This is a genomic window from Pseudomonas muyukensis (genome assembly GCF_019139535.1).
Classification (GTDB): domain Bacteria; phylum Pseudomonadota; class Gammaproteobacteria; order Pseudomonadales; family Pseudomonadaceae; genus Aquipseudomonas; species Aquipseudomonas muyukensis.
In genome coordinates this window covers 3,602,979-3,618,723 of record NZ_CP077073.1, presented here as the reverse complement: position 1 = coordinate 3,618,723, position 15,745 = coordinate 3,602,979, and the positions used below count along the sequence as shown (strand labels likewise).

Sequence of the window (15,745 nt, the reverse complement as noted above, 5' to 3'; positions counted from 1 at the left end):
GGCAAAATGATGGCCTGAGCGGCTGGCGGCTTCCGATGTGTGGTCGTCGAGCAAGCCCTGGCGCGATACATGGCGCTGTGCCGCTATGCGCTGCGCCAGGTTGGCGATGGCGCATTTCGGCCAGCGTGATCGCAACGGCTGATTACACTGTTGAAACTGCCACACAGGGAGTGCCTGCGATGGGTTGCGTGTTGAGTGATCGGGCTGGTTGGCTGGCGCCATGGCGTGCCAACAGGCCGTGGGACGAACGACCATGAACCACCGTGGGCGCAGTATCTCGCTGCAACTACTGGTGGCCTTGGCGATCATGCTTGGCATGTTGCTGCTTGGCGCGGCCCTGGCCTGGCAGGGCTACCTCGGTGTGCGGCAAACCCTGGTGGCCACCGCCGGCGATGCGGCCCTGCAGGTGGGCAAGACCATCGAGGAGCGTGCCCGGCGGCTGGTGGAACCGGTGCAGAGCAGCATCCGCCTGCTGGCCTTCAACCCGGTCGCCGGCGACCTGGCCCAGCGCCTGGAGCGCCTGCCCCAGCTGGCCGAGAGCCTGAACGCCAACCGCATGCTCAGCGCCGCTTATGTCGGCTACCCCAATGGTGATTTCCTGCTGGTGCGACGGCTGCGCGACCCGCAGTTGCAGCAGCGCCTCGAGGCGCCGCCTGGCACGGCTTTCCTGGTGCAGAGCGTCAGCCATGGCGAGGGCGGCGCACGGCTGGGCGAGTGGCGCTTCTACGACCGCGCGCTGACCCTGCTCAAGACCCTGGACAAACCGGACTACCGCTACGATCCGCGCCTGCGCCCTTGGTTCGTCGAAGCTTCCCGGCAAGCCAGCACCGTGCTCACCCGGCCCTATGTGTTCTTCACCACCCGCGAGATCGGCCTGAGCATGGCCTTGCGCAGCGTCGACGGGGCGGCGGTGATCGGCATGGATGTCTCGGTCAACGACCTGGCCAGCGAGAGCCGCGACCTGCGCATCACCCCCGGTACCGAAATTGCCGTGGTCGACGATCAGGGCAGCGTGGTGGCCTATCCCGAGCTGCAACGGGTGATCGTGCGCGAGGGCGAGGCCGTGCGCCTGTCGCATATTGCCGAGCTGGGCGTGCCCAGCCTGCAGCAGGTCCAGTCCGCGTTGCCCGATGGCAGCCGGCCGCAGCCTTACCAGGTGGATGGCCAGACCTGGTACGGCATGCGCGTGCCGCTGGCGCTGGCCGGGCAGAACCTGCAAGTGCTGATCGCCGTGCCGGCCCACGAACTGTTGGCCGGGGCGCGCAATGTGCTGCTCGACCAACTGCTGTGGACGGCGGCGCTGATCGCCTTGCTGCTGTTGCTCGGTGGCTTGCTCGGGCAGCGCATTGGCCGCCCGTTGCGCTTGCTGGCCGAGCAGGTGCGTGGGCTGGCCGACTTCGATTTCAGCCGCGAGGTGGGCGTTACCTCGCGGGTCAGCGAGGTGCGCGAACTGAGCCGCGTGCTCAGCCGCATGTCCGGCACGATCCGCAGCTTCCAGGCGATCACCCTGACCCTCAGCCGCGAGAGCCAGCTCGAACGCATGCTCGACGGCGTGTTGCGCCACCTGGTGGATGCCGCCGGCGTGGCGGCGGGGGCGGTGTACCTGCTGGAAGCCGACCAGGGCCACCTGCGCCTGGCCGCCGCCTGCCGGGGCGAGGCCTACCCCGCGCAACTGAAGGTCAGCGACGGCGGCGACCTGGCGGCCACCGTGATCCAGGCCCTGGCCCTGCAAGGCCACAGCCTGGCCGTGACGCTCAACGATCGTGGCAAGCAGTTGCTCGGCATCTTGGTCCTGCAGCTCGAACACCCCCAGGACGAGATGGGCCAGCCGTTTTGCCGTTTTGTCGAGGAGCTGTCCGGCGCCGCCGCCGTGGCCATCGAAACCCGGCAGTTGGTGGAAGCCCAGCAGCGCTTGCTGGACGGCATGATCAAGTTGCTGGCCGATGCCATCGACGCCAAGAGCCCTTATACCGGTGGCCATTGCGAGCGCGTGCCGCAATTGGCGCAGATGCTGCTGGACAAGGCGGTGGAGGCCGACCGTGGCCCCTATGCCGATTTCACCATGAGCGAAGCCGAGCGCTACGAATTCCGCGTGGCGGCCTGGCTGCATGACTGCGGCAAGGTCACCAGCCCCGAGTACGTGGTGGACAAGGCCACCAAGCTTGAGACCCTGTACAACCGTATCCATGAAGTGCGCATGCGCTTCGAGGTGCTCTGGCGCGACGCCGAGATCGCCTACTGGCAGGGGCTGAGCCAGGGCGAGGCAGAGCCGGCATTGCAGCAGCGACTGGCGCAATGCCGTGCCGAGCTGCGCGAAGAGTTCGCCTTCGTCGCCAAGGCCAACATCGGCGGCGAGTTCATGGAGGATGCCGACATCGCGCGCCTGCGCCGCATTGGCCAACGCCGCTGGTTGCGGCATTTCGACAACCGCCTGGGCATCTCTCGCGACGAACACAGCCGCTTCGCCAATCCGCCGCCGGTGTCCTTGCCTGTGGAGGAGTATCTGCTGGCCGACCGTCCCGAACACCAGGTGCCCTGGGGCGAGCGCAAGCCGCCAGTGGCCAGGGACGACCCGCGCAACACCTGGGGCTTCGACATGCGCTTGCCGGCCAATGCCAGCGACCATGGCGAGCTGTACAACCTGGCGATCCGCCGCGGCACGCTCAATGATGAAGAGCGTTTCAAGATCAACGAGCACATCGTGCAGACCATCATCATGCTCACCTCGCTGCCGTTTCCCCGGCAGTTGCGGCGGGTGCCGGCGATTGCCGGCAACCACCACGAGAAAATGGATGGCAGCGGCTACCCGCGGCGCTTGGCCAGGGAGGACCTGGGCATTGCCGAGCGGGTGATGGCGATTGCCGATATCTTCGAGGCGCTGACCGCGGCCGACCGGCCCTACAAGGCGCCGAAGACCCTGTCGGAGTCGGTGAAGATCCTGGTGTTCATGGCCCGCGACAACCATATCGACGGCCAGTTGTTGCGCTTGTTCCTGAGCAGCGGGGTCTACCGCCAGTACGCCGATCAGTTCCTGCGTCCCGAGCAGATCGACGAAGTGGATGTCGGCTACTGGCTGGGCCAGCTGCAACCGGAGGTATCTGGCGCGCCTTGGTAGACGCCGACCTGGCTGCAGAGCCCTGGCCAGGGGCGCCTGGCACAACGGCGGTCAGCGGCTTGCCCCGCGCCTGGACGCCAGCGGCTGCGCCGCAATTGCGGGGCAAGTGCTGGCCGACCGCTGCTTCAGGACGGCTGGGCCGCCAAGCGATTGCTGACATTGCGCCCCAGCACCAGCACCGTGACCAGGCCGCAGCCGACCAGGGCGGTGGCCAGGCTGAACAGCACCGCGCTGCCCAGCTGGTCGACGATCTGCCCGCCGAAGAACGAACCCAGGGCGATGATCACCTGGAACATGGCGACGAACAGCGGCATGCCGCGTTCGACATCCTTGGGGGCGACGACGAACATCCAGATGCTGGCACAGGCCGGGAAGGCGCCGAAGGCGAAGCCCCACAGCGCGATCAGCATGGCGGCGCCGGTCAGGCTGGTGGCGAAGTAGGGGAACAGCGCGGTGCCGACGCCGATCATCAGCGCCACCAGCATCAGGGTGTGGCGCACGCTCTGGTTGGCGGCGAAGCCGGCGAACAGGTTGCCGATCACCCCTGCCACGCCATACAGCAACAGTAGCGAGCCAATCGTCGGTCCATCGAAGTTGGCGTTGTGCTTGAAGAAGGGTGCGACATAGGTGTACGCGGCAAAGTGGGCCAAGCCGATCAGCAACACGGCGATCAGCCCGACCCGGGCCAGGGGGTTGACGAACAGCGCCGGCAGGTCCCTGACCTGGATGGCCTTGTCCGGGGTCAGCCGTGGCAGCAGCAGGACCTGGGCCAGCAGCACCGGTATGCCCAGCAGGGCGGTGACCAGGAAGGTCATGCGCCAGCCCATCAGGCCGCTGAGCCAGGTGCCCACCGGCACGCCCAGCACGGTGGCCAGGGTGACGCCGACCATGATGATCGAGGTGGCCTGGGCCACCCCTACGCCCCTGGGCGCGAGGCGGCCGCTCAGGGCAATGGCGGTGGCCCAGAAGCCGCCGATGCTGATGCCCAGCAGCACGCGACCGAGCAGCAGCAGGTTGAAATCGGTGGCGTAGGCCACCACCGAGTTGGCGATGATCATGATCAGGGTCAGGGCGCTGAGCAGGTAGCGCCGGTCCAGGGTGCCGATGCCTACCGACAGCAAGGGCGCGGCGAGGGCGGCCATGACCCCGGGCAGGGTCACCATCAGGCCGGCGTGGCCGGCGCTGATGCCCAGGTCGCCGGCGACGTCGTTGAGCACGCCCACCGGCAGGAATTCACTGGTCACCAGGGCGAAGGCGCCCACGGCGACCGAGAGGATCGCCAGCCATTGCTGCTTGAGGCTTTGCTGGCTGTGTTCGGGAGGGCTGTGGGGGGAAGGGTTGGGCATGGGTATGGGGTTCCGAGCGGGACAGTCGCCTGATGCAGGCGAGGGGGAGGGGAAAATTGGACGCGATTATAAAAGCCGGTTCGGCGGGTTCAACAGGTGGACGGGGTGATAGTGATCATCAGTGTGATCGATGAAACGGGCAGGGTAGGGCATTTGGGGTGGGGCTTCAGGGGGCAGGGCGGTAGCCTTGCAGCGCCTATGAGATCGAGCGCCGCGCGGGCGGCGCTCGATCTCATAGGCGCTGACAATGCCGCGGCAGACTCAACTGATGAAAATGATCTTCGACACCAGCTCCGCGCTGTTCTTGGCCTGCAACTTCTTCATCAACCGCGCCCGATGTACCTCCACCGTGCGATGGGAAATCCCCAGCTCCCGCGCCACTTCCTTGCAGGTCAGGCCATTGACGACATGCAACGAAATCTCCCGTTCCCGCGGCGTCAATCGCACCGCTGGCGCCGGTTGCCGGTCGAGCCGCTCGAAATGCCACACCATCAGCTTGAACGGGTCGTCCAGGGTCAAGGTGAAACCATGGGCGCGGGCCCAGAACACCTCGCCATTGCGATGTTGCATGAAGCGTTCATCGGTATAGAACGCCCCCGGGCCGGTCTTCAACCAGTGCTCGCTGCGTTCGCCGATACTCTGGTAATCCGCATGGGAGGGGTACAGCAGCAAGGTCAGGTTGCCGCGCAGTTCCTCCCGCTCATAACCGAACAAGCGCACGAACGCCTGGTTGCAATCGAGCATGCGCCGATGGGCGGTGACCATCTGCGGGGCCGGAGAGGCCTGGAACGCCACGCGCTCGAGGTCCTGCAGGGGAAGGGTGTCGACAGTCATCGGGCGTCCTGCCTCGGTGCTTGGGGCCATGCCGGGAATCGCCCACTACTTACTGACGTAGGTAGTTGCCCCAACTAGCCTGGGGTTCGGCCGCTGGCCCATTGTAGGGAATACTCGCTTCAAGGACAGAAGAATATCACCATGTTTCACGATTCAGTCTCCATCGTCGCGGCTGCGCACAGCCAGTTTGGTCGCCTGCAAGGGCAAAACCTCGAAGACCTGATTGTCCAGGTCACCCGCGACGCCCTCGCGGACGGCGCAATCGACGCCGATGAGATCGACGCGCTGTTTCTCGGCCACTTCAATTCGGGCCTGGTAGCCGACGGCTTCCCGGCGTCGCTGATGCTGCAGGCCGACCCGCAACTGCGCTTCAAACCCGCCAGCCGCTGCGAGAACGCCTGTGCCTCCGGCGCGGCGGCGATCCAGGCCGGGATCAACGCGATCCGCAGCGGCGCCGCCGAACTGGTGCTGGTGGTGGGCGCCGAGAAGATGACCCACAACAGCACCGCCGAGGTTACCCAGGCCTTGGCCGGCGCCGGCTACCAGAACGCTGCAGGCGAGGCCGGGCTGAGTTTTGCCCAGTTGTTCGGGCAGGTGGCGCAGGCCTATGCCGACCGTTACCACAGCCCCTACGCCTCGATGGCGGCGATCGCGGTGAAGAACCACGCCAATGCCATGGCCAACCCGCTGGCGCAGATGCACCGGGTGATGGACTTCGAGCATTGCAACAATGTGTCGCCGAGCAACCCGCTGGTCGCGCCGCCGCTGCGCCTAACCGACTGCTCGCTGATCAGCGATGGCGCGGCGGCGATCATCCTGGCTTCGCCCGAGCGTGCCCGGACGATGCGCCGCCAGGTGGCGATCCGCGCCATGACCCATGTGAACGACTTCCTGCCGCTGACCCGGCGCGATGTGCTGGCCTTCGAGGGGCCGCAACGGGCGATCCATGGCGCGCTGCGCCAGGCCCGGGTGACCCTGAACGACCTGAGTTTCGCCGAGGTGCACGACTGTTTCACCATCGCCGAGCTGCTGATCTACGAGGCCATGGGCCTGGCGCCGCGTGGCGAGGGGCACCGCGCGCTGGACGACGGCATCGTGCGCCAGGGCGGGCGCTTGCCGGTGAACCTGTCGGGTGGGCTCAAGGCCAAGGGCCACCCGGTGGGCGCCACCGGGGTGTCGATGCATGCCCTGGGCTTCGCCCAACTGACGGGCCGGCCCATCGGCTTGGGCGTGCCAGGGGCGGAATTTGGCTTGCTGTTCAACATGGGCGGCATGGCCGTGGCCAACTATGCCAGCGTGTTGCAGGCGGTGCGGGTATAGGCCATGAATATCGCCCATTGGCTGCTCGACGCGGCGCAACGCTGGCCCACTCGCCCGGCGCTGTTCGAAGGCACCCGCCAGGTTGCCGACTACCAGGGGTTCGCCGCCCGGGTCAGGGCTCGAGCCCTGGAGCTGCGCCAGGTGCACGGCATCGCGCCGGGCCAGCGGGTGGCGCTGCTGATGAAAAACAGCTGCGGCTACCTCGAGCTGCTCTATGCCATCTGGTGGAGCGGGGCGGTGGCGGTGCCGATCAACAGCAAGTTGCACGCCCTGGAGGCCGCCTGGATTGCCGGCAATGCCGGGGCACGACTGATCTACACCGACCACGGCGCCGTCTTCGATGGCCTGCCTGGCGACTGCCGCGAGCTGGCGGCGCCCACCCAGGACGCGGCAGTGGCCGGTGACCAGCTACAGGCGCCGCACCCGTGCCTGGATGCCGACCTGGCCTGGCTGTTCTACACCTCTGGCACCACCGGGCGTTCCAAGGGGGTGATGCTGTCCCATGGCAACCTGGTGGCAATGTCGCTGTGCTACCCGCTGGACGTCGACCCGGTGGCGGCCGACGATGCCGTGGTCTATGCCGCGCCGATGTCCCACGGTGCCGGCCTGTACAACTTCATTCATGTGCGCTGCGGCGCCCGACACGTGGTGCCCGAGTCGCGCGGTTTCCAGGCCGAGGAACTGTTCGAGCTGGCCCAGGCGCTGGGCCAGGTGAGCCTGTTCGCGGCGCCGACCATGGTCAAGCGCATGGTCGAACAGGCCCGCCACCAGGGCTATGCCGGCGAGGGCATCAAGACCATCGTCTACGGCGGCGGCCCGATGTACCTGGCCGACCTGGCCCAGGCCCTCGACACCTTTGGCCCGCGGCTGGTGCAGATCTACGGCCAGGGCGAGTGCCCGATGACCATCACCGCCTTGTCCCGTGAGCGCATTGCCGACCGCAGCCAAGCGGACTGGCCGAGCATCGCCGCCTCGGTGGGCCGCGCCCAGTCGTGCGTGGAGGTGCGCGTGCTGGATGCCGCCGGCCAACCCCTGGCGCCCGGCCAGGCCGGCGAGATCGCCGTGCGCGGCGCGGCGGTGATGCAGGGTTATTGGGCCAATCCGCAGGCCAGCGCGGCCACCCTGGTGGATGGCTGGCTGCGCACCGGCGATATCGGTTGCCTGGATGCCCAGGGCTACCTCACACTCACCGACCGCAGCAAGGACGTGATCATCTCTGGCGGCAGCAACATCTACCCCCGGGAGGTCGAGGAGGTGTTGATGCAGCACCCCGAGGTGTTCGAAGCCTGTGTGGTGGGCGAGGCCGACGCCGAGTGGGGCGAATCGGTGGTGGCCTTCGTGGTGCCGCGTTCGCCCGCCAGCCTCGACGCCCAGGTGCTGAACCAGTGGTTCCTGGCGCGCATGGCCTCGTTCAAGAAACCGAAGAAGTACCTGTTCTGTGCCGAGCTGCCGAAGAACAGCTACGGCAAGATCTTGAAAACCCGCCTGCGTCAGTGGTTGCAGGACCCGACCGAGCCCTTGGCGTAGCGGAGTGCATCACCCATAAAACCCCTCACCAGCGCTCAATCGCTGCATTTTCATGGACAGTTTCACGACAGGAGTTCCCGTGATGGGCATGTCACCTTCCACTACCCTGCGCCAGCGGCGCCGGGCGTTTCTCGGCGCCACCTCGGGCCACTTGATCGAGTGGTACGACTACGGCGTCTATGGCTTCCTGGCCTTGTACATCGGCAAGGCCTTCTTCGTCTCCGACGACCCCACCAGCAGCCTGCTGGCCAGCTTCGCGGCCTTTGCCCTGAGCTTCTTCATCCGCCCCCTGGGTGGGTTGTTCTTCGGCCCGCTGGCCGACAAGATCGGCCGGCGCAAGACGCTGGTCACGGTGCTGGTGATGATGGCCGGCTCGACCTTCCTGCTCGGGCTGCTGCCGACCTACGCCAGCATCGGCATCGCCGCGCCGATCATCCTGGTGCTGATCCGCTGCGTGCAAGGCTTCTCCGCCGGAGGTGAAATCGGCACCATCACCAGTTTCATTTCCGAGTACGCCGGCCCCGGGCGGCGGGGCTTCGCCACCTGCTGGCTGATGGTGACTGCGGTGCTGGGCCTGGTGCTGGGCGGGGTGGTGGCCAACGGCATGACCTGGATGCTCGGCGCCGAGCTGATGCAGGACTGGGGCTGGCGCATTCCGTTCCTGGTGGCAGGGCCGCTGGGCTTCATCTCGCTGTATATCCGCCTCAAGCTCGAAGACAGCCCGGAGTTCGTCGCCCTGGTCGAGGCCGGCCAGACCTCCAAGGCGCCGCTGCGCGAGGTGTGGCAGTGGAAACGGGCGATTGCCCTGGTGTTCTTCATCATCACCTTGCACAGCTCGATCTTCTACCTGGTGCTGACCTTCGCCTCGACCTACATGTCCAACACCCTGAAGTTCGACAGCGGCACCACCTTGCTCTACGTGTTCGTCGCCAGCCTGTCGGCGGCGCTGGTGATGCCGTTCGGCGGTGCCTTCACCGACCGCTACGGGCGCAAGCCGTTTCTGATGGTGATCGGCGTGCTGGCGACCCTGGCCATGTACTGGTTCTTCAAGGCCGCGCCCAATGCCACGCCGGCCACGCTGTTCTGGCCGCTGATGGCGGTGGCGATCCTGTTCGGGCTGTATGCATCGTCCACCTATGCGCTGATGAGCGAACTGCTGCCCACGCGCATCCGTTCCACCGGCATTGCCGTGGCCTACAACATCCCGGTGGCCGCGTTCGGTGGCAGCGCGCCGTTGATCTCCACCTGGCTGATCAAGGCCACCGGCGATATCTCCGCGCCCTGGTACTTCTACGTGGCCACCGGGGTCGCCTCGCTGCTGGCGCTGTTGCTGCTGCGCAAGGAAGACTTCGTGGCCACCACCCATCGGGCCCAGGCGAGCGAACCGGCAGCGCAGTTGCTGGCCGAGCCCCAGGCTTGAGTTCAGGCGTAGCCGCCCGAGCGGGCCAGGCCAAGCCTGACCGCCGGGCGCTGGGCGATCTGCTCGAGCCAGTCGCGTACCTCGGGGAATGGCTGCAGGTCCAAGGCCAGTTCCTCGTGGGTGCGTAGCCAAGTGAACAGGGCGATGTCGGCGATGCTGTAGCGATCGCCGGCAATGAACGGCCGCTCGGCCAACTGGTGCTCGACCACGCCATACAAGCGCAACGCCTCGCGGGTGTAGCGCTGCAGCGCCTCGCGGTTGTCGCTGCCCGAGCCGTGGCGGAACCACCAGAGCTGCCCGAGCATGGGGCCGACGCTGGCGATCTGGAAACACAACCACTGCTGCACGACGCGCTGCTCATCGGCGTTGTCGCCCGCCAGCGCGCCTTGCCGTTCGGCGAGGTAGGTAAGGATCACGGCACTCTCGAACAGCACCAGGTCGCGGGTCTGGTCGACCAGCACCGGGATCTTGCCGTTCGGGTTCAGCCGCAGGAACTGCGGGGTCTTCTGCTCTCCCTTGTTCAGGTCGACGAAGGTCTGCCCATAGGCCAGGCCCAGCTCTTCCAGGGCAATCGAGATCTTCTGGCCGTTGGGGGTGTCGGCGGTGTACAGGTGCAGTGGCGCGGAGGTCTTCATCGGTGTTACCTTTTTGATTGCAATTGCAATCAGATTGCCTCATCCACCACGCCCGTGCAAGGGCGGTATCGGGAGGGACGCCCCATGGACACCCTGCATCTGCAACGCACGCAACACACCGGCCAGGCGGCAGCGGCCTGCCTGCGCAGCCTTGAACACACGGCCCTTGAGCCCGGTTCGCCGCGCCGGGCGGCGCTCGGGCTGGTCGAGACACTGCGGCGCGATCGGCATAGCCACGGCCAGTTCTGGCTGATCGACGACCGCGCCGACCCCGAGCAACCGGGCCTGGCCATCAGTGCCTGGCCGTTGTGGTTCAGCGACAGCGCGCGCAACGATGAGCGGCCACTGTTCTACTTCACCCGCTCGGCCACCTCGGCCCACCTGGAGATGTTGACCGCGCAGACCGCCGATCGCGGCATCATCCTCAACGACATCGAGGCACTGCCTTCGCGCTGGGCCAAGGGCGCACACCCGTGGTTGCCCCTGTGGCTGGCGGCCAACTGGCACTGCCTGCCGTTCGATCCGGCTTGCGGGGCCGAGGCGCAGGCGATCATGGCCGGGGCGCTGCGCGAGTTCTACCTGGAGGGGCGCCCGGGTTTTTGCTACCTGACGCTGCACGACGCGCCGGATGAAACCCTCGATTGCGACCGCCGCGATGCCTACCGCGGCATGTACCGGCTGTGCGGCAGCGCAGCCCCGCAGGTGCGCTTGCTGGGGGCCGGGCAGATGCTCCAGGAGGTTTGCGCCGCTGCCCGCCAGCTCGCCCAGGATTGGGGTGTGGCCTGCGAGGTGTGGAGCTGCCCCAGCTACACGCGCCTGGCCCGCGAGGCGGCGGCGGTGCTGCGCTGGAACCGCCAGCACCGGCAACACGCCGCGCGACGTTCGCACCTGGACGCGTGCCTGGGCAGCACAGGGGTGCCGGTGGTGGCGGTGACCGGCTACGACGCATTCGTGGTGAACCAGCTGGCTGCGCATGTCGATGCGCCGTTCACCGCGCTGGGGGCCGATACCTTGGCATCCGGCCAGGGCCTGGGGCGCGACTGGATCACCTTCGTCGCCCTGCAGGCCCTGGCGCGTGAGGGTGTGGTCGGCACCCGCGACCTGCGCCGGGCGCTGCGCCAGTATGGTTTGGGCTAAAGAGGATGATTGCGCCGTGTCACCGCGGCGCCTGGTTCGCCAGCAAGGCTGGCTCCTACAGGGCACAGTAGGCTGCTCTCGGCGTAGGAGCCGGCTTTGCCGGCGAACACCGGCGCAGCCGGTGCCAGGTGCGCCAGCAAGGTTGGTTGCTACCGCGGTTGCGCCTTGCCTAGCCCAGGTTCTGCATATTGGCCTGTTGCGGCAGGGCCGTGACCTTGATCGCCCGTACCGGCACGGCGAACTTGGCGCCAATTCGCGAGAAGCGTTCCAGCAGGCGGAAGTTGATGGCCTGCTGGATGTCCATGTACAGGTTGTAGCCGGGGTCCTTGACGATGTACACGCACTCGAACTCCAGCGCTTCCTTGCCAAAGCCGCGCAAGTGGGCGCGGTCGAAGCGCACCTGCTCCTGGGCCCTGATCGCCTCCTCGACGATGCCCGGCGCTTTTTTTACCGCCTCGGTGGGGGTGTCGTAGGACAGGCCGAACTCGAAGACGATACGCCGCTCTTGCAGGCGCTTGTAGTTCTGGATGGTGCTGCCGATCATGCTGGCATTGGCCATGACGATCTGCTCGCCACCCAGGCTGCGGATGCGCGTGGTCTTCAGGCCGACGTGTTCGACGCTGCCAGCCAGCGGGCCGATGACGATGAAGTCGCCGACCTCGAAGGGCTTGTCCACGGCAATCGACAACGAGGCGAAAAGGTCGCCGAGGATATTCTGCACCGCCAGGGCCACGGCGATGCCGCCCACGCCGAGGCTGGCGACGAAGGCGGTGATGTTCACCCCCAGGTTCGACAGCATCGCCAGCAGCACCACCGACCACAGCAGCACCCGTGCGCCCCAGGCCGACAGGGTGGCCAGGGCGCTGCCCTGGTTCAGGCCGGCGCCGTGCTGGCGGCTGAAGTAGCGGCTCAGGCCCAGGCCGATGGCGCGGTTGGCCCACAGCCCGATCTGCAGCGCGGCGACCACGAACCACAGGCTGCCGACCCGCGTCAGCCAGCGCTCGGGCAGGTCGAGCATGCCCAGGCCCACCAGCAGCGAGGCCAGCAGCAGCAAGCCGTTGCTGGTGCCGGCCAGGACCTTGGCCAGCACCTGGCTCATGGCGCCGTCATGCTCCGACCAGCGTTGCACCCGGCGCAGCAGCAAGCCAATGGCCGCGCGGGCGATGACGAAGGTCAGCAGGGCTGCGCCCAGCGCCAGCAGCAGGTTGAGGATGGAGACACCGAACAGCGTGGTGTCGGTGAACAGGCGGGTAATGCGATCGTTCATGTGGCGTGCCTCCTGGTTGCCGGTGAATGATTGCGCAAGGTGCGGTTGCTGGGCGTCACGCGCAGGTTTGGGGCCGGACGGATTTCACCTTCCACGCATGCGCCACAATGCATCAGCCGTCGGATTGCTCCTCTGGCGGCACCTGGCCCTCGGGCCAGTCGGGGGCTGGCGCTTCGGGTTCAGGCTTGGGCACCGGCTCGCCGGGGTCGTGGGGGATTTCATCGACGTAGGGATCGGGTTGCTGGGGGTGGGTCATGGCGCGCTCCTTCGAGGTGGCTGACCTGCGTTAGGCCTTGGGCCGGGCGCGCCTGTTCAATCCGATTTTGCCGGGAGGATGCGTGCTGTCCGTTGCCGGTAAGCGCGGCGCCATATGAAGCGCTGCCAGCCTCAGCCACGGGGCAGGCTGAGCTCGATCACCAGGCCGCCTTGCACGCCCTGGTAGGCTTCGATCGAACCACCATGGGCGGTGCAGATCGCCTGGGCGATCGACAAACCGAGCCCGCTGCCGCCGGCATGGCGGTTGCGCGAGGGTTCCTGGCGCCAGAACCGCTGGAACACCCGCTGCACATCCTGCTCGGACAGGCCCGGGCCGCGATCCTGGAAGCTCAGGGTCAGCCGCTGCGCCGTCGCCTGGCACTGGATGCACAGGTCGCCCCCTGCTGCGGCGTAGCGCAGGTAGTTGTCCAGCAGGATGTTGAACACCTGGCCGATGCGCTTTCTGTCGGCATGGATCTGCTCGGCCGGCAGGCCGATCACCCAGACCTTGCGCGCGGCCGCCGCCAGTTGTGGCTTGAACCAGGTGATGCGTTCGTCCAGCAGGGCCTTGAGGGTGAAGCGCGAGGGCTGCAGCGGCAGCTGCCCGGCCTGGGCCAGCGACAGCAGGAGCAGATCGTCGACCAGCAGGTTCAGGTGCTCCAATTGGTGCAGGACCAGGCCGAGCTGCTCCGGGTTGGCCGGGAACACCGTGTCCAGCATGCCGCGCACCCGGCCCATCGCGGCATTGAGCGGCGTGCGCAGCTCATGGGCCAACACCGCGCTCGAGGCCTGGACCTCCTGCTCGTACAGGCGCAGGCGGCGGGTCATGCTGTTGAAGTCGCCAGCCAGGCGCTGCACCTCCAGCGGCATGCGCGCGCTGATCGGCAGGCTGATGTCGAGGTTGCCGCCGGCGACCTGGCGCGCGGCCTTGGCGATGGCGATGAAGCGGCTCGACAGTGGCCGCAGCAACAGAAAACCGGTGACCAGGATCAACGGCAGCGCCGCGCTCAACAGCAAGGCGATGGTCCACCAGTCGGCACCGCTGATGCCGGGACGAATATCGTCGAGGCTGTAGTAGCGGCTGATGTAGGCCCAGATCTCGCCTTCACGGCCCTGGGGCGCGGCCATCGACGCGGCGAACTGGGTGCGCGCATGCAGCGGGATCTTGGCGTCGATCTCGAGCTGCCAGCACAGGTAGCGCACCCACATGATCAGCGCCATCGACAACACGGCGCCGCCAGCGATCAAGCCCATGCGCCAACCGACCCATTGCCATAGCCTTGGCGGACGTTTCATTGCAGTCACCTCAGTGGAAGCGGTAGCCGACCGAGCGCACGGTCACCAGTACCCCGGTGATCCCGTGCAACTCGAGTTTGCGTCGGACGTTGTGGATATGGGCGTCGACCACCCGGCTCAGGGCGTCGCTGTCCGGCAGGCAACGGGCCAGCAGTTCGTCGCGGCCGAAGGCCTTGTGCGGGGCTGCCAGCAGCAACGCCAGCAAGTTGAACTCGGTCGGCGTGAGGTCGATGGCGCGTTCCCGACCATCGGTCTGGACCACCCCCGCCGCGCGGCTGTCGCGGTCCAGCCACAGCGCCTCGAAGCGCAGGCGCGTCTGGTGGGTGCCAGTGGCCTGGGTGCGGCGCAGCACTGCCTGGACCCGGGCCACCACCTCCCTGGGGTTGTACGGCTTGACCACATAGTCGTCGGCGCCATGGCGCAGGGCGCCGAGCTTCTCCGGCTCGTCGCCCATGGCGCTGACCATGATCACCGGGGTGTCGCCGCGCTTGCGCAGGGCAGTGAGCACTTCAGCACCGTCGAGCCTGGGCAGCATCATGTCGAGCAGCACCAGGTCGGGCCTGAGCCGGTGGTGCAGCTCGACACCGGCATGGCCATCCCTGGCCAGCGCCACCTCGAAGAAATCGCGCTTGAGGTAGGCCTCGAGGATGCTGGCGCTGTCGGCGTCGTCCTCGATGATCAGGATCAGTTTGCGGGTCACGTGGGTCTCGCGGTGCGTGGCGCCGAAGGGCGCTCAGAAGCTGTAGTTGACGCCGAGGTAGCTGGTGGCGGTGGTGGACCTGGTGATGATCGGGCTGTTGCGCACCTGGTCGGTGTAGTGGCTCAGCTCGATACCGGCGACGCTCGACCAGTGCGCATCGAAGGCATGCAGCCACGACAGCTCGGAGGAGTAGGCATAGATGCCCTGGTCGGCGCTGTAGCGGGCGAACCCGGTATTGCGGCTCTGTGCGGCGTTGACGCCGAAGTAGGTCTGGTTGAAACGTGCGGAGCCGGCGTGGGCGTCGACGCTCCAGGTAAGCCTGTCGCGGTCGCCTGCGAACAAGGTGCTGACAAAGCCCAAGGCATATTGGTCGCCGCGTTGCTCCCCGCCGGTACGCAGTTCGGCCTTGGCCCTTACCGCCAGCCAGTCGCTCAGCGGCTGGCTGACCTGCAGGTTGAGCACGCTGGCGCCGCCGATTGCGCCCATGCCTGCGAGGGTGTCCGATCCATGGCGGTGTTGGCTGTCGCCATCGGCGCGGCCGGCATCGCGGCCAATCGAGGCGCTGGCGGCAAAGCCCGAGGCGGCTTGCCATTGCAGGCCCAGGCCGTCCTCGAGGTCGAAGAAGAAGATCCCGCGCTCGATCCGCAGCTGTGGCAGCACGGCTGCGCTGGAGCGTTTCGAGCCCAGGTAGCGGGGGCCGTTGACCGCAGCCAGGCCCAGGGTGACATCGGTGCTGTCGCCCCAGATGCCAGCGGTGGCGCTGGGTTGTTGGTCGGCCTGCGCCTGCACGCTGGCCAGTGCGGCATTCAGGGCGAGTGGGGTGATCAGGGTTTTACGAAATCCAGTGGCGACGCGCACGCGGTCGATCCTTCTCGGCAAGTGACGCCCAGGGT

13 protein-coding genes are annotated in these 15,745 nt (G+C 67.1%); 5 read left to right on the top strand and 8 right to left on the bottom strand.

The genetic code is table 11. The features are described 5' to 3' along the window. Positions 1 to 253: 253 nt before the first annotated feature. Positions 254 to 3,115 carry an HD domain-containing phosphohydrolase gene (locus KSS95_RS16180; protein ID WP_217848080.1) on the top strand — a complete coding sequence of 954 codons (2,862 nt, stop codon included), beginning with the start codon at positions 254 to 256 and terminating at the stop codon, positions 3,113 to 3,115. A 125-nt stretch (positions 3,116 to 3,240) separates the two neighbouring features. Here KSS95_RS16180 and KSS95_RS16175 read toward each other — a convergent pair whose 3' ends face one another. Continuing rightward, positions 3,241 to 4,461, bottom strand: a complete 1,221-nt coding sequence (locus tag KSS95_RS16175; RefSeq protein ID WP_217848079.1) for an MFS transporter — start codon at positions 4,459 to 4,461, stop codon at positions 3,241 to 3,243. Between the two features lie 261 nt (positions 4,462 to 4,722). After that, on the bottom strand, positions 4,723 to 5,295 hold the full coding sequence (locus KSS95_RS16170) for a LuxR C-terminal-related transcriptional regulator (RefSeq protein ID WP_217848078.1): 573 nt from the start codon (positions 5,293 to 5,295) through the stop codon (positions 4,723 to 4,725). A gap of 141 nt (positions 5,296 to 5,436) precedes the next feature. On the opposite strand from KSS95_RS16170, the gene KSS95_RS16165 reads away from it, so the two are divergent. From KSS95_RS16165 to KSS95_RS16155, 3 genes are all read left to right on the top strand, one after another. Further along, a complete protein-coding gene (locus KSS95_RS16165) occupies positions 5,437 to 6,615 on the top strand; it encodes an acetyl-CoA acetyltransferase (RefSeq protein ID WP_217848077.1) in 1,179 nt (392 codons plus the stop codon). Between the two features lie 3 nt (positions 6,616 to 6,618). Further along, positions 6,619 to 8,142, top strand: coding sequence for a class I adenylate-forming enzyme family protein (locus KSS95_RS16160; RefSeq protein WP_217848076.1), 1,524 nt, complete (start codon positions 6,619 to 6,621; stop codon positions 8,140 to 8,142). Between the two features lie 82 nt (positions 8,143 to 8,224). Beyond that, on the top strand, positions 8,225 to 9,562 hold the full coding sequence (locus KSS95_RS16155) for an MFS transporter (RefSeq protein WP_217848075.1): 1,338 nt from the start codon (positions 8,225 to 8,227) through the stop codon (positions 9,560 to 9,562). A gap of 2 nt (positions 9,563 to 9,564) precedes the next feature. On the opposite strand, the gene KSS95_RS16150 is transcribed toward KSS95_RS16155, so the two are convergent. Beyond that, positions 9,565 to 10,197 (bottom strand): glutathione S-transferase family protein, encoded by a 633-nt coding sequence (locus KSS95_RS16150; RefSeq protein ID WP_217848074.1) that lies wholly within the window; start codon positions 10,195 to 10,197, stop codon positions 9,565 to 9,567. An 84-nt stretch (positions 10,198 to 10,281) separates the two neighbouring features. Here KSS95_RS16150 and KSS95_RS16145 point away from each other — a divergent pair, with 84 nt between their 5' ends. Further along, positions 10,282 to 11,334: a transketolase-like TK C-terminal-containing protein gene (locus KSS95_RS16145; RefSeq protein WP_217848073.1), complete on the top strand. Its 1,053-nt coding sequence runs from the start codon at positions 10,282 to 10,284 to the stop codon at positions 11,332 to 11,334. A 169-nt stretch (positions 11,335 to 11,503) separates the two neighbouring features. On the opposite strand, the gene KSS95_RS16140 is transcribed toward KSS95_RS16145, so the two are convergent. From KSS95_RS16140 to KSS95_RS16120, 5 genes are all read right to left on the bottom strand, one after another. Continuing rightward, positions 11,504 to 12,601 carry a mechanosensitive ion channel family protein gene (locus tag KSS95_RS16140; protein WP_217848072.1) on the bottom strand — a complete coding sequence of 366 codons (1,098 nt, stop codon included), beginning with the start codon at positions 12,599 to 12,601 and terminating at the stop codon, positions 11,504 to 11,506. Positions 12,602 to 12,713: 112 nt separating this feature from the next. Next, a complete protein-coding gene (locus KSS95_RS16135; protein WP_217848071.1) occupies positions 12,714 to 12,857 on the bottom strand; it encodes a hypothetical protein in 144 nt (47 codons plus the stop codon). 131 nt (positions 12,858 to 12,988) lie between these two features. Continuing rightward, positions 12,989 to 14,152 (bottom strand): ATP-binding protein, encoded by a 1,164-nt coding sequence (locus KSS95_RS16130; protein ID WP_217848070.1) that lies wholly within the window; start codon positions 14,150 to 14,152, stop codon positions 12,989 to 12,991. A gap of 10 nt (positions 14,153 to 14,162) precedes the next feature. Next, positions 14,163 to 14,852 carry a response regulator gene (locus KSS95_RS16125; protein WP_217848069.1) on the bottom strand — a complete coding sequence of 230 codons (690 nt, stop codon included), beginning with the start codon at positions 14,850 to 14,852 and terminating at the stop codon, positions 14,163 to 14,165. Between the two features lie 33 nt (positions 14,853 to 14,885). Continuing rightward, positions 14,886 to 15,710, bottom strand: coding sequence for a MipA/OmpV family protein (locus KSS95_RS16120; RefSeq protein ID WP_217848068.1), 825 nt, complete (start codon positions 15,708 to 15,710; stop codon positions 14,886 to 14,888). Positions 15,711 to 15,745 lie beyond the last annotated feature (35 nt).

Coding starts and splice junctions, on each gene's coding strand:
- KSS95_RS16140 (WP_217848072.1), bottom strand. CDS start 12,601: ATGAACGATCGCATTACCCGCCTGTTCACCGACACCACGCTGTTCGGT.
- KSS95_RS16130 (WP_217848070.1), bottom strand. CDS start 14,152: ATGAAACGTCCGCCAAGGCTATGGCAATGGGTCGGTTGGCGCATGGGC.
- KSS95_RS16160 (WP_217848076.1), top strand. CDS start 6,619: ATGAATATCGCCCATTGGCTGCTCGACGCGGCGCAACGCTGGCCCACT.
- KSS95_RS16145 (WP_217848073.1), top strand. CDS start 10,282: ATGGACACCCTGCATCTGCAACGCACGCAACACACCGGCCAGGCGGCA.
- KSS95_RS16175 (WP_217848079.1), bottom strand. CDS start 4,461: ATGCCCAACCCTTCCCCCCACAGCCCTCCCGAACACAGCCAGCAAAGC.
- KSS95_RS16135 (WP_217848071.1), bottom strand. CDS start 12,857: ATGACCCACCCCCAGCAACCCGATCCCTACGTCGATGAAATCCCCCAC.
- KSS95_RS16170 (WP_217848078.1), bottom strand. CDS start 5,295: ATGACTGTCGACACCCTTCCCCTGCAGGACCTCGAGCGCGTGGCGTTC.
- KSS95_RS16150 (WP_217848074.1), bottom strand. CDS start 10,197: ATGAAGACCTCCGCGCCACTGCACCTGTACACCGCCGACACCCCCAAC.
- KSS95_RS16180 (WP_217848080.1), top strand. CDS start 254: ATGAACCACCGTGGGCGCAGTATCTCGCTGCAACTACTGGTGGCCTTG.
- KSS95_RS16165 (WP_217848077.1), top strand. CDS start 5,437: ATGTTTCACGATTCAGTCTCCATCGTCGCGGCTGCGCACAGCCAGTTT.
- KSS95_RS16155 (WP_217848075.1), top strand. CDS start 8,225: ATGGGCATGTCACCTTCCACTACCCTGCGCCAGCGGCGCCGGGCGTTT.